This window comes from Amycolatopsis kentuckyensis (assembly GCF_041679295.1).
In the GTDB taxonomy this organism is placed as follows: Bacteria; Actinomycetota; Actinomycetes; order Mycobacteriales; family Pseudonocardiaceae; genus Amycolatopsis; species Amycolatopsis kentuckyensis_A.
In genome coordinates, this window is record NZ_JBGDMD010000004.1 from 787351 (window position 1) to 804589 (window position 17239).

At 72.1% G+C, this 17239-nt stretch carries 21 protein-coding genes; 7 read left to right on the top strand and 14 right to left on the bottom strand.

Features of this window, described 5'->3' with window-relative positions; translation table 11 throughout:
• Positions 1 to 22: 22 nt before the first annotated feature.
• The 3 genes from ACERZO_RS20175 to ACERZO_RS20185 are packed head-to-tail and all read right to left on the bottom strand — an operon-like array spanning position 23 to position 3049.
• A complete protein-coding gene (locus tag ACERZO_RS20175) occupies positions 23 to 490 on the bottom strand; it encodes a MarR family winged helix-turn-helix transcriptional regulator (protein WP_372666246.1) in 468 nt (155 codons plus the stop codon).
• Between the two features lie 31 nt (positions 491 to 521).
• Positions 522 to 2087, bottom strand: a complete 1566-nt coding sequence (locus ACERZO_RS20180; protein WP_372666247.1) for an amidase — start codon at positions 2085 to 2087, stop codon at positions 522 to 524.
• Between the two features lie 23 nt (positions 2088 to 2110).
• Positions 2111 to 3049, bottom strand: a complete 939-nt coding sequence (locus tag ACERZO_RS20185) for a LysR family transcriptional regulator (RefSeq protein ID WP_372666248.1) — start codon at positions 3047 to 3049, stop codon at positions 2111 to 2113.
• 71 nt (positions 3050 to 3120) lie between these two features.
• Between ACERZO_RS20185 and ACERZO_RS20190 the strand changes: the two genes are divergently transcribed.
• Genes ACERZO_RS20190 through ACERZO_RS20200 form a run of 3 tightly spaced genes read left to right on the top strand, consistent with a single transcriptional unit; the run spans position 3121 to position 6493 of the window.
• Positions 3121 to 3819, top strand: a complete 699-nt coding sequence (locus ACERZO_RS20190; protein ID WP_372666249.1) for a succinate dehydrogenase cytochrome b subunit — start codon at positions 3121 to 3123, stop codon at positions 3817 to 3819.
• Positions 3819 to 5750, top strand: a complete 1932-nt coding sequence (locus tag ACERZO_RS20195; protein WP_372666250.1) for a fumarate reductase/succinate dehydrogenase flavoprotein subunit — start codon at positions 3819 to 3821, stop codon at positions 5748 to 5750. Before ACERZO_RS20190 ends, ACERZO_RS20195 begins: the two co-directional genes overlap by 1 nt.
• A complete protein-coding gene (locus ACERZO_RS20200) occupies positions 5747 to 6493 on the top strand; it encodes a succinate dehydrogenase/fumarate reductase iron-sulfur subunit (protein ID WP_372666251.1) in 747 nt (248 codons plus the stop codon). Before ACERZO_RS20195 ends, ACERZO_RS20200 begins: the two co-directional genes overlap by 4 nt.
• On the opposite strand, the gene ACERZO_RS20205 is transcribed toward ACERZO_RS20200, so the two are convergent.
• From ACERZO_RS20205 to ACERZO_RS20215, 3 genes are all read right to left on the bottom strand, one after another.
• Complete coding sequence (locus ACERZO_RS20205) at positions 6490 to 7047, bottom strand: class F sortase (protein ID WP_372666252.1); 558 nt, start codon at positions 7045 to 7047, stop codon at positions 6490 to 6492. The genes ACERZO_RS20200 and ACERZO_RS20205 overlap by 4 nt on opposite strands.
• Positions 7048 to 7051: 4 nt before the next feature.
• Entirely contained in the window at positions 7052 to 7813 is a 762-nt protein-coding gene (locus ACERZO_RS20210) for a choice-of-anchor P family protein (protein WP_372666253.1), read from the bottom strand.
• Between the two features lie 380 nt (positions 7814 to 8193).
• Entirely contained in the window at positions 8194 to 8715 is a 522-nt protein-coding gene (locus tag ACERZO_RS20215) for a hypothetical protein (RefSeq protein ID WP_372666254.1), read from the bottom strand.
• A 122-nt stretch (positions 8716 to 8837) separates the two neighbouring features.
• Between ACERZO_RS20215 and ACERZO_RS20220 the strand changes: the two genes are divergently transcribed.
• Entirely contained in the window at positions 8838 to 9677 is an 840-nt protein-coding gene (locus tag ACERZO_RS20220) for an LLM class F420-dependent oxidoreductase (RefSeq protein ID WP_372666255.1), read from the top strand.
• A gap of 172 nt (positions 9678 to 9849) precedes the next feature.
• Positions 9850 to 10146, top strand: a complete 297-nt coding sequence (locus ACERZO_RS20225) for a DUF1540 domain-containing protein (protein ID WP_086673666.1) — start codon at positions 9850 to 9852, stop codon at positions 10144 to 10146.
• Here the strand turns inward: ACERZO_RS20225 and ACERZO_RS20230 are convergent.
• Both ACERZO_RS20230 and ACERZO_RS20235 read right to left on the bottom strand, forming a co-directional pair.
• Positions 10136 to 10465 (bottom strand): hypothetical protein, encoded by a 330-nt coding sequence (locus tag ACERZO_RS20230; protein WP_372666256.1) that lies wholly within the window; start codon positions 10463 to 10465, stop codon positions 10136 to 10138. The genes ACERZO_RS20225 and ACERZO_RS20230 overlap by 11 nt on opposite strands.
• A gap of 21 nt (positions 10466 to 10486) precedes the next feature.
• Positions 10487 to 11074 carry an SRPBCC family protein gene (locus tag ACERZO_RS20235; protein ID WP_372666257.1) on the bottom strand — a complete coding sequence of 196 codons (588 nt, stop codon included), beginning with the start codon at positions 11072 to 11074 and terminating at the stop codon, positions 10487 to 10489.
• A gap of 112 nt (positions 11075 to 11186) precedes the next feature.
• Here ACERZO_RS20235 and ACERZO_RS20240 point away from each other — a divergent pair, with 112 nt between their 5' ends.
• Complete coding sequence (locus tag ACERZO_RS20240; RefSeq protein WP_372666258.1) at positions 11187 to 11840, top strand: TetR/AcrR family transcriptional regulator; 654 nt, start codon at positions 11187 to 11189, stop codon at positions 11838 to 11840.
• 10 nt (positions 11841 to 11850) lie between these two features.
• Complete coding sequence (locus tag ACERZO_RS20245; RefSeq protein ID WP_372666259.1) at positions 11851 to 12255, top strand: ChaB family protein; 405 nt, start codon at positions 11851 to 11853, stop codon at positions 12253 to 12255.
• Positions 12256 to 12259: 4 nt separating this feature from the next.
• Here ACERZO_RS20245 and ACERZO_RS20250 read toward each other — a convergent pair whose 3' ends face one another.
• From ACERZO_RS20250 to ACERZO_RS20275, 6 genes are all read right to left on the bottom strand, one after another.
• Positions 12260 to 12994 (bottom strand): metallophosphoesterase family protein, encoded by a 735-nt coding sequence (locus ACERZO_RS20250; RefSeq protein WP_372666260.1) that lies wholly within the window; start codon positions 12992 to 12994, stop codon positions 12260 to 12262.
• Positions 12991 to 13800, bottom strand: a complete 810-nt coding sequence (locus ACERZO_RS20255) for a nucleotidyltransferase family protein (protein ID WP_372666261.1) — start codon at positions 13798 to 13800, stop codon at positions 12991 to 12993. Before ACERZO_RS20255 ends, ACERZO_RS20250 begins: the two co-directional genes overlap by 4 nt.
• A 28-nt stretch (positions 13801 to 13828) precedes the next feature.
• The gene (locus ACERZO_RS20260) at positions 13829 to 14146 is read right to left on the bottom strand and encodes a hypothetical protein (RefSeq protein ID WP_372666262.1); all 318 of its coding nucleotides are present in this window, start codon (positions 14144 to 14146) and stop codon (positions 13829 to 13831) included.
• On the bottom strand, positions 14143 to 14616 hold the full coding sequence (locus ACERZO_RS20265; protein ID WP_372666263.1) for a hypothetical protein: 474 nt from the start codon (positions 14614 to 14616) through the stop codon (positions 14143 to 14145). The genes ACERZO_RS20260 and ACERZO_RS20265 overlap by 4 nt, the downstream gene beginning before the upstream one ends.
• 36 nt (positions 14617 to 14652) lie before the next feature.
• Positions 14653 to 14970 carry a hypothetical protein gene (locus ACERZO_RS20270; RefSeq protein ID WP_372666264.1) on the bottom strand — a complete coding sequence of 106 codons (318 nt, stop codon included), beginning with the start codon at positions 14968 to 14970 and terminating at the stop codon, positions 14653 to 14655.
• 147 nt (positions 14971 to 15117) lie between these two features.
• A complete protein-coding gene (locus tag ACERZO_RS20275; protein ID WP_372666265.1) occupies positions 15118 to 17130 on the bottom strand; it encodes an MGH1-like glycoside hydrolase domain-containing protein in 2013 nt (670 codons plus the stop codon).
• Positions 17131 to 17239 lie beyond the last annotated feature (109 nt).

Consider the following 17239-nt stretch of genomic DNA (forward strand, 5'->3'; position numbering starts at 1 on the left):
CGACCAGCCGCGGCGGAACCGGTCAGTCCTCGTCGCCCGCGTGCTTGCGCTGGTGTTCCGTGATGTCGGCGAGCGTACGCTTGAACCGCTCGTAGTCTTCGCGCCCCAAGCGGTCCGCGTGGCGGCGCTGGATCGCCGTCATGATCGCGTCCGCCGCGCGCATCTGCGCCAGGCCCCGCTCGGTTGGGCAGATCAGCTTCGCCCGGCGGTCACTGGGGTCCGGCCTCCGCTCGACGTAACCCAGCGCGGCCAGCTCGTCGATCAGCGTGCCGATGATCTGCTTGTACTGCCCCGAAAGCCGGGACAGCTCGGTCGCCCGCACGCCGTCCGGATCCAGATACGCGAGCACCGCGCCGTGGCGGTGCTTCAGGTCGTCGAACCCCTGCGCCGCCAACGTCGCGAAGAGCTCGCGCTGCACCGCGAACAGGAGCCGTCCCGAAAGGACACCCAGATCGGGGTCCGTCGCGTTCCGCTCCGCGCGGGTGACCATCGGCTGCCCTCCTCACCGTCGGTCTCCCACCTTAACGAGAGCCGGGGAGGAACGCGGGCGCCCGGCGCGCCGGGGCGGCACGCTCGAACGCGGCGGCGAACGCGAGCACGCGGGCGTCGGCCCAGCGGCCGGCGAAGAACGAGACGCCGATCGGCAGCGGGCCCGCGAAGCCGGCCGGGACCGAGACGTTCGGGTAGCCCGCGACGGCCGCCGGGGTCGACGAGCCGAGGACGTACGCGTCGCCCGCCGCGTAGTCGGTCTTCCACGCCGGGCTGTTGGTCGGCGCCACGATCGCGTCCAGGTGCAGCCGCGACAGCGTTTCGTCGATCGACCGCTGCGCCAGCGAAGTCGCTGTCGCCCGCTGCTGCCGGTACGCCGGGTCGCTCGGTGCCGGCGCGGCCGCGGCCTGCTCGAACAGCTCCTGCCCGAACTTCGACAGCTCGATCGGATCCCGCCGGTTGAAGGCGATCAGCTCGTCGAGCGTCGCGGGGTGCCCGGGCCGGTGCTTCAGGTAGGCGTTCAGGTCGCGCTTGAACTCCGTCAGCAGCGCCGGGGTCTCCGCCGCCCCGATCTGGTCCTGGTACGGCAGCTCGACGTCGACGACCGTGGCGCCACGCGCGGTCAGCGTCCGCACGGCGTCGCCGACGACCCGGTCGACGTCGGCGTCCAGCCCGGCCAGCCGCCAGACGCCGATCCTCGCCCCGCGCAGGGCGTCCGGACGCAGGAGCGCCGCGTAGTCCCGAGGCTGGCCGGCGGGGATCGCCGCCGTCGCGGGGTCGGCCGGGTCGCGGCCCTGCAGCACCGACAGCGTGACGGCCGCGTCGACGACGTGGCGCGCCATCGGCCCGGCGGTGTCCTGTTCCGCGGAGATCGGCACGACGCCGGTCCGGCTGACCAGCCCGAGCGTCGGCTTCTCGCCGACGACGTCGTTGGCGCCGGCCGGGCAGACGATCGAGCCGTCGGTCTCGGTGCCGATCGCGACCTGCGCCAGCGTCGCCGCGACCGCGGCGCCGGAGCCCGACGACGAGCCGCACGGGTTGCGGTCGAGAACGTACGGGTTGTTCGTCTGGCCGCCGACCGCGGACCAGCCCGACGTCGAATGCGTCGACCGGAAGTTGGCCCACTCGGACAGGTTCGTCTTGCCGAGGATGACGGCGCCGCCGCGCCGCAGCCGGTCCACCAGCGCCGCGTCGCCGGCCGGCCGGCTGCGCGGCAACGCCCGCGACCCCGCGGTCGCCGGCTGCGCGCGCGTGTCGATGTTGTCCTTGAGCAACACCGGAATCCCGTCCAGCGGGCCGAGGGTGTGGCCGGTGCGGCGGCGGGCGTCGCTGGCGGCGGCCGCCCGGAGCGCGCCCGGGTCGACGGCGACCACCGAGTGGACCTTGCCGTCGAGGGTGTCGATCCGGCGGAGGTAGGCGGCGGTCAGCCGCACGGCGGTGAGGCCGCCGTGGTCCATCCGCTGCTGGAGTTCGGGGATGGTGGCCGCGTCGAGGTCGAACCCCAGCGCGGGCGCGGCGGTGGCGGGAGCCGGGACCAGGAGGGAACCGGCGAGGGCGGCGAGCACGGCGGCCGAGCGCAGACGATTCACGGCGTCCATGCCACTCCGGAACGGCGCCCCGGTCAACCCGCCGATGGTCGGGCGCCGCGTCCGTCCACAAGGGACTCGATGCCGGGTGGGAGGTTCGCCCGGTCGGCCACGAACCCGACGAGCGCCGTGCGCAGCGCGCGGACGGCCCGGGTCGGCTCGACTTCCTTGCGGTGGGCCAATTGGACGATTCGCGTCATGCCCGCATCCGGGGAGAACCGCGTCATCCGGAACCGGTCGCCCGCCACGGTGCTGGGCACCACCGCGGACCCGACGCCGGCGCGCACCAGCTCCAGCACCGCGTCCATCTCGCCGCCTTCGATGGCGAACGACGGCTCGAACCCGGCCGCGCGGCAGGCGTTGACCGTCGCTTCCCGGACGTCGTAGCCGCGGCGGAACATCACCAGCGGGACGTCGGCCAGCTCACGGACGTCGAGCCGGGTCTTCCGCACCGGTGCGTCGGCGGGGGAGATGACGACCAGCTCTTCCAGCAGCAACGGCGTCGCCGCCAGGTGTGGATCGGCCGGTGCGCCGGCCAGCAGCGCCAGGTCCAGCGCGCCTTCGGACAGCCGTTGGCGCAGGTCGCGCGAGCCGCTTTCCTGCAATTCCAGCTGGATGCCCGGGTAGCGGCGGCGGAACGCCGACAGCATCGCGGGCAGCAGGCCCGTGCACAGGCTGGGCGGCGCGCCCAGCCGCACCCGGCCGCGGTCGAGCTCGTCCAGCTCCCGGATCGCGAGCCGCGCGCTCTCGGTCTCGGCGAGGATCCGCCGCGCGATCGGCAGCAGGGTTTCGCCCGCTTCGGTGAGCGAGACGTTGCCGCGGATCCGGTGGAACAGCGGCGCGCCGAGGTCGTGCTCCAGCGCCCGGATCTGCTGCGACAGCGAGGGCTGGGCTACGCGCATCCGCTCGGCGGCGCGGGTGAAGTGGCGGTCTTCGGCGACGGCGACGAAGTAGGCGAGCTGCTGGAACTGCATAGCTATATCCTATCGATAGTAGAGTTATCATGTCTTTGACCTCTGCTGACCGCGCTCCTAACGTCGGTCGGGTGGTGAACGACCTCGCGAGCCGGCGCCCCGTCCGGCAGTTCTGGGCCTCGACGATCGGCAAGAAGATCGTCATGGCGGTGACCGGCGCGCTGCTGCTCGCCTTCGTCTTCGCGCACATGGTCGGCAACCTGAAGACGTTCCTCGGGGCCGACGACCTCAACCACTACGCCCACTGGCTGCGGACGATCGGCGAGCCGGTCCTGCCCTACTCCTGGTTCCTCTGGATCCAGCGGGTGGTCCTGCTCGTGGCACTGGTCCTGCACGTCACCGCGGCCGTCCAGCTGGTGAAGCGCGACCGCCGGGCCCGCCCGGTCCCGTACGTCCACCGGCGGCCGGTGCGCGCCACCTTCGCCGTGCGCACGATGCGCTGGGGCGGGGCGACGCTGGCGCTGTTCGTCGTGTGGCACATCCTCGACTTCACCGTCGGCACGGTGAACCGCGACTTCGTGCCGGGCGACCCGTACCACAACCTCGTGGCGGACTTCCGGGTTTGGTGGGTCAACCTGATCTACCTCGCCGCCCTGGCCATGCTCGGCCTGCACATCCAGCACGGCTTCGCCAGTGCCGCGCGCACGCTGGGCGTCACCAGCGCACGGCGGGAACGGGCGATCAGGATCTTCGGCAACGCGACGGCGATCGTGGTCGCGGGCGGCTACGCGCTCGTCCCGGTCGCGATCATGACGGGACTGGTGGACTGATGAGCGACTACCGGACCGGCGACCCGATCGCCGACACGAAGGCACCGGCCGTCCCGCTGGAAAACCGCTGGGACGAACGGAAGTTCGCCGCGAAACTGGTGAACCCGGCCAACCGGCGCAAGCACCGCGTGATCGTGGTCGGCACCGGGCTGGCCGGCGGGTCGGCCGGGGCGACGCTGGCCGAACAGGGCTACCACGTCGTCCAGTTCTGCTTCCAGGACTCGCCCCGGCGGGCGCACTCGGTCGCCGCACAGGGCGGGATCAACGCGGCGAAGAACTACCGCAACGACGGCGACTCCGTGTACCGCCTGTTCTACGACACGGTGAAGGGCGGCGACTTCCGGTCCCGGGAGTCCAATGTGTACCGGTTGGCCCAGGTGTCGGCGCAGATCATCGACCAGGCCGTCGCCCAAGGTGTGCCGTTCGCCCGCGAGTACGGCGGCCTGCTCGACACCCGCTCGTTCGGCGGGGTGCAGGTGCAGCGGACGTTCTACGCGCGCGGCCAGACCGGCCAGCAGCTGCTGATCGGCGCGTACCAGGCGCTGTCGCGGCAGATCGACGCCGGCAACGTGGAACTGCACCCGCGCACCGAAATGCTCGACCTCGTCGTGGTCGACGGCCGGGCCCGCGGCATCGTCGCCCGCGACCTGGTCACCGGCGAGATCGAGACGCACCTGGCCGACGCCGTCGTGCTCGCGACCGGCGGCTACGGCAACGTCTTCTACCTGTCCACCAACGCGAAGGGCTCCAACGCGACCGCGATCTGGCGGGCGCACAAGCGTGGCGCCTACTTCGCGAACCCGTGCTTCACCCAGATCCACCCGACGTGCATCCCGCGGTCGGGGGAGCACCAGTCGAAGCTGACGCTGATGAGCGAGTCGCTGCGCAACGACGGCCGGATCTGGGTGCCGAAGCGCAAGGGCGACACCCGGCCACCGGCGGAGATCCCCGAGGCCGACCGCGACTACTACCTCGAACGGCTGTACCCGAGCTTCGGCAACCTGGTGCCGCGGGACATCGCGTCGCGGGCAGCGAAGAACGTCTGCGACGCCGGGCTCGGCGTCGGGCCCGGCGGGCTGGGCGTCTACCTCGACTTCGCGGACGCGATCGAGCGCATGGGCCGCCCGGCGATCGAAGCGCGCTACGGCAACCTCTTCGAGATGTACGAGCGGATCACCGCGGAGAACCCGTACGAGGTCCCGATGCGGATCTACCCGGCCATCCACTACACGATGGGCGGGCTGTGGGTGGACTACGACCTGCAGAGCACGATCCCCGGGCTGTTCGTCATCGGCGAGGCCAACTTCTCCGACCACGGCGCGAACCGGCTCGGCGCGTCGGCGTTGATGCAGGGGCTCGCCGACGGCTACTTCGTGCTCCCGGCCACCTTGAACGACTACCTCGGCGGAAACCGCTTCGGCGACGTCCCGCCGGCCGCGGTCGCGGGGGTGGAAACCGAGGTGCGCGACCGGATCACCCGGCTGCTCGCGGTGCAGGGGACGCGGTCGGTCGACTCGTTCCACCGCGAGCTGGGCCTGCTGATGTGGGACCACTGCGGCATGTCCCGCAGCCGCGAAGGCCTGCGGAAGGCCCTGGAGCGCGTGCCGGAATTGCGCGCGGAGTTCTGGCGGGACGTCCGCATCCCCGGCGACGCGGCCTCGCTGAACCAGGAGCTGGAAAAGGCGAACCGGGTGGCGGACTTCCTGGAGCTGGCCGAGCTGCTGCTGGTCGACGCGCTCGCGCGGGAGGAGTCCTGCGGCGGCCACTTCCGCGAGGAACACCAGACCCCCGAAGGCGAAGCGCAGCGCGACGACGAGCGATTCTCCTACGTCGCGGCGTGGGAGTACGGCGGGCCCGGCGGCGTGCCGGTGCTGCACCGCGAGAACCTCGTCTTCGAGCACGTCCACCCCACCCAGCGGAGTTACACATGAACCTCACCGTCCGCATCTGGCGGCAGGCCGGCCCGGCGACCGAGGGCAGGCTGGTGTCCTACCCGGTCGACGGCGTCAGCCCCGACATGTCCTTCCTCGAACTGCTCGACGTGCTCAACCAGGAGCTCATCGCGAACGGCGAGGAACCGGTCGCCTTCGACCACGACTGCCGCGAGGGCATCTGCGGCTCCTGCGGTGTCGTGATCAACGGGCAGGCGCACGGGCCGGAGCGCACGACGTCGTGCCAGCTGCACCTGCGTTCGTTCCGCGACGGCGAGGTGATCGACGTCGAACCGTGGCGCGCCCGGGGTTTCCCGGTGATCAAGGACCTGGTCGTCGACCGCTCGGCGCTGGACCGGATCGTCCAGGCCGGCGGCTACGTCAGCGCCCCGACGGGCAGCGCCCCGGACGCCCACGCGACCCCCGTCCCGAAGCCGGACGCGGACCTGGCCTTCGACAACGCGACGTGCATCGGCTGCGGCGCCTGCGTGGCGGCGTGCCCGAACGGCTCGGCGACGCTGTTCACCGCCGCGAAGGTGACGCACCTTTCGCTGCTCCCGCAAGGGCAACCGGAGCGGGCGCAGCGGGTGCTGGACATGGTCGACACGATGGACGCCGAGGGTTTCGGCGGCTGCACCAACACCGGCGAATGCGTCGCGGCCTGCCCGAAGGGCATTCCGTTCGCCAGCATCGCCAGTCTCAACCGGGAGTTCCGGAAGGCGAGCCGGGCGGGTCGCCGTTAGCGCTTCAGCTTGGCGTACACGATGACGTTGTCGAGGTAGTTCCGGTTCGCCGCGTCGTACTTGCCGCCGCAGGTGATCAGGCGCAGCTCGGGGTCGGTGGTGTTGCCGTACACGGCTTCCGTCGGGAACTCCTTCTTGGCGATCTGGTCGACCTTCGTCACCTCGAAGGTCAGCGTGCCGCCGTCGGCGCGGTCGACGTGCACCTCCTCGCCCGGCTTCAGCTCGTGCAGCCGCCAGAAGATGCCTTTGCGGTGGTCGCCGTCGATGTGCCCGAGGATCACCGCGGGACCGACCTCGCCGGGCGTCGGGCCGTACTCGTACCAGCCGGCCTGCAGCGGCTGGTCGACCGGCGGGACCTCGACCGTGCGGTCGGCGTTCAGGCCCAGTGACACCAGCGTCGATTTCGCGTCGATCGCGGGGACGTCGAGCGCGGTCGGCAGCGACCGCGTGAGGTTCGAGGCGGCCGGAGGCGGGGCGGCGGCCGGGGTCGTCGTCGCCCCGCAACCGGCGAGCAGCAGCGCGGAGACGGCGACGAGGAGTGCGCGACGCAGCATCGGCTCAGCCCTCGGCCAGGCTGCCGTCGCCGGTCTGCGGCGCGCCGGCGGGGATGACGACGACCTGCCCCGGCCCGCGCGGCGGCGCTTCGGGCGCGCGTTCCTTCGACGGGCCGCAGGTGACGGACGCGAGCTTGACGTCGCCGCTGCCGAGCGCGCCGGCGGTCTTGCCGCCGAGCAGCTTGACGTGCAGGGCCGTCACCTCGAGAGCGCCGTCGTAGCGCTGGAGCTGCTCGTTGACGGTCACTTCGGCGACGCCGGGGATGCCCAGCTTCTGGTTGGGCGAAGTCGCGGCGGGGAGCGTGCCGAGCCGGCCGAGGGTGACACCGGCCAGGTCACTGCTGCCGGTGACGTGCCCGTCGGCGGACCCGCAGCGCGCGCTGATCAGCCGGATCGACGGCACGCGTCCGGCGGCCGCGGCGAGCAGCGGCAGGGTCACCTCGGCGACGCTCGCCTTGGCGGCCACGGAACCGGCACCGCCGACGACGGAGCTGCTGATGGCCTTGGCGGTGACGAGCCCCTTGAGCGGGACGTCGGCGACGCTCGCCTCGGTGGGACCGGCGCTGCTCGACTCGGCCAGCCGTCCGGTGTCGACGGTGCTGCCCTTGCCGTCGGTGAGAACCCCGGGAAGCAGGGAGACACTCGCGGAGGCGCCGTAGGCGGACCCGGTGACGGCGTCGTCCGCGGTGGCGACACCGGTGGAGCCGGCGAGCACCGCGACGGTCACCCCGGCCAGGCTCCCGGCTCGGAGCAGGGTCGTGCGCATGGGGAAAATCCTTTCGCCGGAACGGAAAACGGGGAGAAGCCGCAGCGGGGTAGTGCCCCGGCGGCGAGCGAACGCTATCAAAATCGCTACCGGGGGCAAGGATGCGTTGCGGCACCGAGGTTTCCGGCGGAACGCGAAAAGTGATCACCGGCGCCGCAGGCAACTCGAAGCGGTCACGCTTCGGCGGAAGATTCCCCGATGAGCGGACGGGGAGTAGCGCGCGCTGCGGCATTCGGGGCGGTTCACCGCCCGAGCGCACACGGACGAGTGATTACCTGGACGAGCGGCGGCGAACACGCACAGTCATGTGACCACCACGGCCGTTTCGGGCTCGGCGCAAGCGTTGTGGCGGCCGGATTCGCCGATGCACGGGGCGGAGTTCACGCCCGATAAGGGCCGTGGTTCCCGATGTCCGGGCTGACCCGCGGGGCCGGTCCGCGCTGCCCCGGAACCGGCGTGACTGTCGTCTGCTCGATCGCCGGCTCCGGCACCGGCTGGATGTACGCCTCGGAAGGCCGCTCGCTCACCGGCTGGACGTACACCTCCGACGGGCGCTCGCTTTCCTGGTAGTGCGTCTCCACGATCGTGTCCTGCCGGCGACGGCCCAGCACCGCCAGCGTCAGCGCGTGGGCGACCGCGAGCAGCAGGAGGAACACACCCAGCCGGCCGACCAGCGCCGCCGTCGTGCCCGACCAGCCCGGGCCCACCACCGACAGCAGTGCCAGCACGCCGAACGCGACCAGGTGGAAGACCGTCACCACCATCCAAGCCATCGATCCGGTGCCTTCGCCGCCGTCCGGGCCGCTGAGGTAGCGGCGGCCGCCGCGGTAGAGGATCTGGCCGTCGGCCACCACGAAGATCAGGCCGATGATCAGGAACCCCGGGAGTTCGTTGTCGGGCATCGTCTCCTCCTCCTTTCCGGGTGGGGTACCCGAGGAGGGCGGCGCGACGAGGAGCTTCACCGGATCGAGCTACCGGTGTTCGGGCCGCCACCTGGAGGAACTCCGGGTTTACGATCACGATCATGCGATTCGCCATCAAGACCTCGCCCCAGGACACCGCCTGGGCGGACATGCTCGCCGTGTGGCAGGCCGCCGACGAGATCGAGCTGTTCGAGTCCGGCTGGACCTTCGACCACTTCTACCCCATTTTTTCCGACCCGACCGGTCCGTGCCTCGAAGGCTGGGTCACGCTCACCGCGCTCGCGCAGGCCACGAAGCGGCTCCGGGTCGGCACGCTCGTCAGCGGGATCCACTACCGCCACCCGGCGCTGCTCGCGAACATGGCCGCGACCCTCGACATCGTCTCCGGCGGCCGGCTGGAGATCGGCATCGGCGCCGGCTGGAACGAGGAGGAGTCCGGCGCGTACGGCATGCGGCTCGGCCCGGTGAAGGAGCGCAGCGACCGCTTCGAAGAAGCCTGTGAGGTGCTCGTCGGCCTGCTGACGCAGGAAACGACGACGTTCCAGGGCGAGCACTACCAGCTGACCGACGCCCGCTGCGAACCCAAGGCCGTGCAGACGCCGCACCCGCCGATCTGCATCGGTGGCAGCGGCGAGAAGCGCACCCTGCGCACCGCCGCGAAGTACGCCCAGCACTGGAACTTCGTCGGCGGCACGCCCGAGGAGTTCGCGCACAAGCGGGAAGTCCTGCACCGCCACTGCGCGGACATCGGCCGCGACCCGGCCGAGATCACGCTGTCCTCGCACGTCCGGCTGAGCCCGGACGGCGACTACGCCAAGGTCGCCGCCGAAGCGGCGGCGCTCGGCGAAGCCGGTCTCGACCTCGCGATCGTGTACCTGCCGCCGCCGCACACCCCGGCCGTGCTGGAGCCGCTGGCGAAGGCGCTCGAGCCGTTGCGCTGACGCGGCTTCCGCCGGCGGATCGCGGCCGCGTGACCGCGATCCGCCGGCGGCGTCACCCGGGCGTGCGGAGCCGATCACCCGGCCGGGTTGCCGCGAATTGCGCGACCCCGGACCCGGTGGGAGCGTCGGAGCACCGAACTGCTTTTCCCACCACGGAATCCGGGAGTCGCGCATGACCACCACCGAAATGCCCGCCGTGCACGAATGCACCGTCAGCGGCTGTTCCTACAACCACGACGGCTGCCACGCCTTCGCGATCACCGTCGGCGGCGACAACGGGTCCGCCGACTGCGGCACGTTCGTCCCGCTGAACACCAAGGGCGGCCTCGACCGCGTCGTGGCCCAGGTCGGTGCCTGCTCCCGAGCGGACTGCCGGCACAACTCGTCGCTGGAGTGCACGGCGTCGAGCGTGCGCGTCGGCCCGGGCGAAGGCGGTCACTCCGCCAACTGCCTCACCTTCACGAAGTAGCCGGCGCCGCCGTGGCGCGCCGCCGGGCGAAGTGCAGCCCGACGGCCGCCGCGGCTCCGGCCGCGGCGACGATGCCGGTCGCCACGGGACTCAGGGACTTCGACAGGCTCGGCGCCGTGCTCGGCCCGAGCAACCAGACCGCCAGCGGGACGACGTAGGCCGTCGTCATCAGCGCGCCCCACCAGCGCGCCGCCGGCGAACGCAGGGTGCGCGCCAGCACGATCGCGGCCGGGATGCCGGCGAGCAACGCGAACTGGCCCAGCACCAGGACAGGGAACGCCCACGCGGCAACGAGAACGCCGCGAGTGGTTGCAGTCATCGTCTTCTCCTTTTCAGCGCGTCAGCACGCGGCTTCGGCGGCGGTCTTGAGGTCGGCCAGCCAGCGGTCGAGGCCTGGGGCGAGGTATTCGATGGCCGTCGCGGGATCGCTCTCGATCTGCTCGCCGGTCCAGCTCTCCTCGGTGCGGACGACGACGCCGCCCCGGACCGGCGTGAACGTCCAGACGTGGACGCCCCGGTCGATGCGCAGGCCGTCACCGATCGCGGGGCCGCTCCAGCGGACGCAGTGGTCGCGCTGCACCTGGTGGACCGTGGACGTGATGACGAGCGTGGTCGCGGGGGAGGAGGGCGTGGCCGGGACGGGCGTCGTCCAGCGGAACCGCGAGCCGGGGTGCAGGGGGCCCGGATCGAGCCGCTTCGCGCTGGTGACCGCGGGCTGCCAGGCCGGCCACCCTTCGACGCTCGTCTGCACCTTCCAGACGGTGTGCAGCGGCGCCTTGACGAACGTTTCGGCGCCGTAGTGCAGCTGCGCGGCCGGGTCGATGCCTTGGCCGCGGCAGGTCAGCGGGCTTGCGGTGGCCGCGTCCGCCGGTGCGGCGGTGAAGAGGGCCGCGGCGGCCAGCGGGACGGCGAACAAGGCGTTGATCATGGTGTTTCCCCTCGATGTTAGTGGCTCTTGCTGTAGTTAGAAGCTATAACCAACAGCCGCTTAGTGTCAATAAGAAAAGTGATAGCCTCTAACTCGCCAGGAGGGAGCTGTCATGACGGACGCAGGACCGACTTCGCGCGAGCGGTACCGGGCGCAGGTGCGCGCGGAGATCAAGCAGCACGCGTGGGAACAGATCGCGGCGGCGGGCGTGCCGGCGTTGTCGCTGAACGCGATCGCCAAGCAGCTGGGCATGAGCGGGCCGGCGCTCTACCGGTACTTCGCGAGCCGGGACGAGCTGATCACCGCGCTCATCCGGGACGCCTACCGGAGCATCGCCGACACGGTCCGCGCGGCCTACGACGAGGGTGCGGACCTGGCCGGGCTGGCACGCGTCATCCGGGACTGGGCCCGCAGCGACCCGCAGCGGTACTTCCTGATCTACGGCACACCCGTTCCCGGCTACCACGCGCCCGAGGACACGACGGCGATCTCGTTCGAGGTGATGGCCGTGCTCATCGAAGCGTGCGGTGCCCTGGGGGAAGGCGGACCGCAGACGCCGTTCGACGCCCACCTCGAAGACCACCGGGCGTGGGCGCACGGCCACCCCGCGCCGCCCGCGGTGCTGCACCGGGCGCTGGCGTTCTGGACGCGCCTGCACGGCGTGCTCTCGCTGGAGCTGGCCGGGCACTTCGCGGGGATGCTGTTCGACACGGATCCGTTGATCGACGAGGAGATCGCCGGTTTGGCGCCGGGCGGGCGGGGGTAGCCGAGCCGGCATGCCCGGACGCGAAGACCTGCCCAGCACGCTGTTGCGCTCGCCGCGCAAGGCGCAGGACACGTGGGTGGCGGCGCATGACTCGGCGCTGCGCACCTACGGCCCCGGCCGCCGCGCGCAGCAGACGGCATACTCGGCGTTGAAGCACTCGTTCGAGAAGGTCGGCGACCACTGGGAGCCGAAGCCCGAGCGCGGCCCGTCGGACAAGCAGGCCGCCCGCGGCGCGGGGCAGCCGGCCAAGCCGACGCGCGGTGGCGTGAACGCGACGGCCGGCCGGCAGCACCTCTACGAACGGGCCAAGCAGCTCGGCATCCCCGGCCGGTCCCGAATGTCCAAAGAGGACTTGGTGACGGCGCTGGAGAAGGAGAACCGGCGCCGGACCGACCGGGCGCGCCGCGGGAAGTGAGCCGTCAGGTGGTGCGAGCCGGCTGCTTCGCGGGTTTCAGCTCGTACAGGGCGTAAGCCTTGCGGATCACCGGCTGGGCCACGTTCCGCACGCGCACCCCGCCCGGCGTCACGCCTTGCTCGCAGCCGAAGTGCGCGTGCCCGTGCAGCGCCAGGTCGGCGCCGGCCTCGTCGATCGGCTCGCACAGCAGGTACGACCCCAGGAACGGGTGGATCTCCGGCGGCTCGCCGTGCAGTGTCCCGGGGATCGGCGCGTAGTGCGTCAACGCCACGACCACGTCCGTGTCCAGCGACGCCAGCGCCGACCGCAGCGAATCCGCCGACGCGATCGTCGTCTCGACGAACGCCTTCATCTCGCGCTCGCCGAACCGGCTGGCGCACTTGCCCGCGAACCCGCCGCCGAACCCCTTCACGCCGGCGACGCCCAAGGACCCGTCCGGCAGGTCGAACCGCGCGGCGGTGCCTTCCAGCATCACCACGCCCGCTTCGCCGAGCAGCTTCGCGATCCCCTCGGCCTCGTCGCTGTGGTGGTCGTGGTTGCCGAGCACGGCGGCGATCGGCACGCCCAGCCCGGTGAGCTCGTCGGCCACCACGCGGGCCTCCGCGCACGTGCCGTGCCGGGTCAGGTCGCCGGCCAGCAGCAGGACGTCGGCGGTGCCGGCCAGGTGTTCCAGGGCGGGGCGCAACAGGCCCCGCGAATCCTCTCCGAGGTGCACGTCCCCGACGGCGGCGATCCTCATCGGCTGATCTCCTCCGCGCTGGCCGGTTCCCGGACGTCGGCGACCCGGACGTCGTTGTGCACCAGCTCCCCGGTCAGGTACTCGGCGACGACGGCGTCCACCTCCGCCTTCCGGGCCGGGCAGGTGACCTCCCCGGTCAGGTGGACGTGCTCGCCGCGCACGGTCACGTGCACGCCGAGTTCGGCGGTGCGGGTGTCTTCGGCCAAGGCCCGGCTCAGGCGGGCGACGAGGTACTGCGGCGGTTCGGGCACGAGAGCCTCCTTCGGGTCGATCACGGACAGGTCGCCGAGCAGGGTCAGGAACGCCCGCGCGTACGGCGATGCCGACACCTGGACGGCGACCTCGGTCCAGTTCACCTGCTCGCGCAGGTCGCGCGCGATCCGCAGCAGCGGCTCGAAGTCGCAGCGGTGCGGGTCGAGCACGAGCAGCTTGTCCACGAGCAGGTCGGTGCCGGACAGGACCGGCGCGGCGGTCGGCCCCACCCGCATCAGCGCGGCGCGGTCGAGCAGCTCGTCGGTCACCGGCCGGTGGTTGGGCCGGTGGATCAGGTCGACGAGGACGTCGCCGTCGTAGACCTTGGTGAGCCAGTCTTCCGGCGGGTGCTCCCGACGCAGCCCGGCCGCGGTGAGCACTTCGGCCGCCCGCTCGGTGTCACCGGGCTTGAGGAAGAGGTCGACGTCGTGGTCCGACGGCGGCCCGCCACGGGCGTACACGGCCAGCCCGCCCGCGACGGCGAACCGGATCCCGGTCCCGTCCAGGGCGGTCACCACGCGCGTCAGGCTCTGGAGAAGGGCGTCCGGTCCCATGGAGGACGATTACCCGCTGCGCCGCGGCTCAATCCGAGCGGTCGGCCCGGGTGCGGAACTCCGCTGACGGCGTGACGAGGCCGCCCAAGCCGAGCCGCGTGAACTTGCCCTCCACCGCCGCCGACGCGGTGACGATCACCCGGCAGTCCGCCCCGCGCAGGTGCGGGATGAGCGCCGCGACCGCTTCGGTCGTGAAGTGGTCGACCCCGGTCAAGTCGAGCAGCACCGTCGACGCCCCGGTGGTCGCGCCCGCCAGCGCCGCCGCCAGGTCCGTCGCCTCCGGGGCGCCCTGCGCGCGCACGGTCGCCGTCCCGTCCGCCGGGCCTGTGACCTCGATCTTGCTCATCGGGTGAAACAACTCAGCGAGGGCAGGTCGGCCGTCGAGCTGCCGGACAGTTCCACGAGCCACACCAGCAGGTGGATCACGACGCCGACGACGTCGTCCGGCTCGCCGCGAGCCGCCAGCTCCAGGTGGATGTCGCGGCTTTCGTCGTCCTCGCCGAGGGCCGCGAGCAGGGCGCGCAGGGCGGCCAGCGGTCCGGGCGGCAGCCGGTCCACCTCGACCGGCCGGGCCTGCTCGTCGGTCACGGCCACGGTGAAGACCGACCCGGGGTCGGCCGGGTGGCGGGCGTGGACCACCGCCGCGCAGCGGCCGACCAGCTCCGCGACGATCTCGCCGGGGAAGCGGGTCGAGCCGGCGCGGGTGAGGATGCCCAGTGCGTCGGCCACGTCGTCGTACGCCCCCGCCATGGCCGCGCCGACGAGCTCGGCGGTGAACTGCCGGACCGATGCGCCGGCGTCTCGGTTCTCCGTCATCCCGGGCAGGTACCCGGCCGGCCCGGTCCTAACCGGTCAGTGCGGCTCGGGCAGCGCGAAGAGCGGGTGCTGGGCGGGATCGTCCGGTTCGCCGCCGAGGCGCAGGCACTTGCGGCAGGTCACCGGTCCGTCGGCCGGGGTGATCTCGCCCGCCGCGCCGAGCCCGGACCACCCCTGGTGGCAGGCGGGCGCGGGCAGGGTCAGCTCGTCGAGCCACGGCACCCACGCGACGCGGTGCGCGATGCCGGACCGGCCGATCCGCAGCCGCATCCCGGTGAAGAGGCGGTGCTGCGCGGCCGCGAACCGCGCAGGGTCGACGCGGGTCACCGGGAACAGCGGGATCGGTTCGCTCACCGGTCCAGTATGCGTCGCCCGGGAACGTGTGCGCGGTGGCCGGCCGGTCGGGGGGCGTGCCGCCCGGCCACCGCGACGAACAACGAGAGGGGCGCCCCGGCCCGGCTGTGACGGCCGGGCCGGGAGTTCACCGGTTCGGGTGACGCGTCAGCCGGCGGCCAGCCAGTCCAGGTTGATCGAGCCGGTGTCGCCGGGGGCGTAGGACAGCGTGACCACCGGGTCGCGGCCGCCGATCGGGACGTCGGCGAAGGTCACCGTGCCCCAGGCGTCCCAGCTGTCGGAGACCTTCGGGAAGCTCACCTGCCGCACCCGCTGCCCGTCGACGGACAGCGTCATCGTGCGGGTGTCGCTGTTGGCGTTGGCGTAGCGCACGGTGAGCGCGGTCGTCGCCGGGTCGCTCGACGTGCGGTGCAGGGTGAACGACGAAGCCGCGCCCTGTGCCCACAACCCGTCGAGGAACGCGCGGCCGGAGTAGCCGGTGTGGTTGACGTTGGTCTTCACGCCGCCGGTGTTGAGCGCGTCCTCCGCCTCGAGGTGGCCCGGGGCCGGGCACCCGCCGACGGTGCCCGCCGTGTCGGCGCAGCGGTCGGCCGCGTCGGCCACGCCGTCGCCGTCGCGGTCGCCGGCGGCCGCGCCGGTGAGCGTGATCGCGACGGTGTGCTCGCCGGTCAGCGTGGCCGGGACGACGTTGCCGGGCGCGGGCCGGCCGTCGATCGTGAACGAGCCGACCTTCGTGCCCGCGCCGCGCAGGGCGATCGTCAGGGTGGCGTTGCGGTAGCGGAGGTTCCGGAGGGTGACGTCACCCCAGCCCGCCGGGAGGTCGGGCGCGAACACCAGCCCGCGGTCGGTGAACGTCAGCCCGAACAGGCCGGTGTGGATCATGTCGAGGAACGCGGTGGCCGACCAAGTCTGGTCGGGTTCGGAGCCCCAGTGGAACTTCACGGTGTCGCCGAGCCGCTGGTAGCCGCCGTCGACGACCCCGGTGGTCCCGTGGTAGATCTCCCAGTACCCGCTGTTGCCGCCCGCCAGCTTGGCCAGCCGCGCCACCTCCGAGGCGAAGGCGCTCTGGTTCCCCTGCCCGGCCAGGGCTTTCGCCCACAGGCCCTGGACCAGCGGCCAGACGATCGCGTTGTGCCGGCCCGGCTGCGCGTCCGAATAGCGCGCCCAGTTCGGGAACGTGTCGGGCATGCCCCACGTCATTTCCTTGGCGTTGGCGACGATCGACCGCGCCTGCGCCGGGTTCGCGACGCCGAAGAGCAGGGCGAAGGCCAGCCCGGTGCCTTCCTGGTAGGCGCCGCGGGAGCCGTCGGCGAGGAGCTGGTAGTCGTAGAGGCCGGTCTTCGCGTTCCAGAAGTGGTCGTTGATCGCGGCCTTCAGCGCGTTCGCCTTCGCCCGGTAGCCGGCGATCTCCGCGCCCGGGCGCCGGAGCTTCTCCGCCATGTTCGCGGCGTTGACGTAGGCGGCGTAGTAGACCTCGTTGGTGCTCAGGTACATCCCGCTCGCGACGCCCGGCCACGGCATGCTGCCGGTGCTGACCGACTCCGTGGCGTCGGCGGGCGGCGCGGGGTAGCCGGCGATGCCGTCGTTGAAGAACGACGCGCCGGTGAACAGCCCGTACTTCGCGTTGAAACCGGCCGTGGTGGCGCGTTCGCGGATGGCCAGCGTGTTCGCCGTCGCGCGGTAGGCGTTGCCGAGGAACGCGGTGTCGCCGGTGACCAGGTAGTGGTGCCACGCCGCCGTCGCCCAGACGACCTGGTCCCACTGCTGGTCGTCCTGCTGCACGCGCAGCGCGCCGCCGGCGTCCTTGTCGACGACCGCCCACAGCGTGTTCCGGGCGAGCGCGGGGGAGAGCAGGCTCGTCGCGTTCCAGCTGTTGATCGAGGCGTCGCGCGTCCACGGCTGGTCGTAGCCGCCGCCCGCGCGGACGATGCCGGTGGCCGGGTCGAGCAGGCCGCTCTTGTCGTACTTCGCGTCGTAGCCGATGGTGTTGGTGCGCAGCAGGTTGTCGAGCGCTTCTCGATAAGCCGTGCCGAACAGTGCCTGGCTGTCGGTGTTCGCGAACTCGAGGCTCGGTGGCGCCGGAGCGGCGGCCGCCGGGGTGGTGATCGAGCCGCACGCGATCACCGTCGCGAAGAGTGCCGAACGGACCCGTTTCCTCATGCGCGTACCTCTTCCGGCGCCGGGGGACCGCTGACAGTCCACCACGGAACGCGGGTTTTTCCCCGCCGGGCGCGGGAATCTGTCCGTTCTTGTCCGGCCGTCACGGTCC

Excerpts from the sequence above, each read along its gene's own strand:
- ACERZO_RS20175 (WP_372666246.1), bottom strand. The coding sequence starts at position 490 with ATGGTCACCCGCGCGGAGCGGAACGCGACGGACCCCGATCTGGGTGTC.
- ACERZO_RS20180 (WP_372666247.1), bottom strand. The coding sequence starts at position 2,087 with ATGGACGCCGTGAATCGTCTGCGCTCGGCCGCCGTGCTCGCCGCCCTC.
- ACERZO_RS20185 (WP_372666248.1), bottom strand. The coding sequence starts at position 3,049 with ATGCAGTTCCAGCAGCTCGCCTACTTCGTCGCCGTCGCCGAAGACCGC.
- ACERZO_RS20195 (WP_372666250.1), top strand. The coding sequence starts at position 3,819 with ATGAGCGACTACCGGACCGGCGACCCGATCGCCGACACGAAGGCACCG.
- ACERZO_RS20200 (WP_372666251.1), top strand. The coding sequence starts at position 5,747 with ATGAACCTCACCGTCCGCATCTGGCGGCAGGCCGGCCCGGCGACCGAG.
- ACERZO_RS20205 (WP_372666252.1), bottom strand. The coding sequence starts at position 7,047 with ATGCTGCGTCGCGCACTCCTCGTCGCCGTCTCCGCGCTGCTGCTCGCC.
- ACERZO_RS20210 (WP_372666253.1), bottom strand. The coding sequence starts at position 7,813 with ATGCGCACGACCCTGCTCCGAGCCGGGAGCCTGGCCGGGGTGACCGTC.
- ACERZO_RS20215 (WP_372666254.1), bottom strand. The coding sequence starts at position 8,715 with ATGCCCGACAACGAACTCCCGGGGTTCCTGATCATCGGCCTGATCTTC.
- ACERZO_RS20220 (WP_372666255.1), top strand. The coding sequence starts at position 8,838 with ATGCGATTCGCCATCAAGACCTCGCCCCAGGACACCGCCTGGGCGGAC.
- ACERZO_RS20225 (WP_086673666.1), top strand. The coding sequence starts at position 9,850 with ATGACCACCACCGAAATGCCCGCCGTGCACGAATGCACCGTCAGCGGC.
- ACERZO_RS20230 (WP_372666256.1), bottom strand. The coding sequence starts at position 10,465 with ATGACTGCAACCACTCGCGGCGTTCTCGTTGCCGCGTGGGCGTTCCCT.
- ACERZO_RS20235 (WP_372666257.1), bottom strand. The coding sequence starts at position 11,074 with ATGATCAACGCCTTGTTCGCCGTCCCGCTGGCCGCCGCGGCCCTCTTC.
- ACERZO_RS20240 (WP_372666258.1), top strand. The coding sequence starts at position 11,187 with ATGACGGACGCAGGACCGACTTCGCGCGAGCGGTACCGGGCGCAGGTG.
- ACERZO_RS20245 (WP_372666259.1), top strand. The coding sequence starts at position 11,851 with ATGCCCGGACGCGAAGACCTGCCCAGCACGCTGTTGCGCTCGCCGCGC.
- ACERZO_RS20250 (WP_372666260.1), bottom strand. The coding sequence starts at position 12,994 with ATGAGGATCGCCGCCGTCGGGGACGTGCACCTCGGAGAGGATTCGCGG.
- ACERZO_RS20255 (WP_372666261.1), bottom strand. The coding sequence starts at position 13,800 with ATGGGACCGGACGCCCTTCTCCAGAGCCTGACGCGCGTGGTGACCGCC.
- ACERZO_RS20260 (WP_372666262.1), bottom strand. The coding sequence starts at position 14,146 with ATGAGCAAGATCGAGGTCACAGGCCCGGCGGACGGGACGGCGACCGTG.
- ACERZO_RS20265 (WP_372666263.1), bottom strand. The coding sequence starts at position 14,616 with ATGACGGAGAACCGAGACGCCGGCGCATCGGTCCGGCAGTTCACCGCC.
- ACERZO_RS20275 (WP_372666265.1), bottom strand. The coding sequence starts at position 17,130 with ATGAGGAAACGGGTCCGTTCGGCACTCTTCGCGACGGTGATCGCGTGC.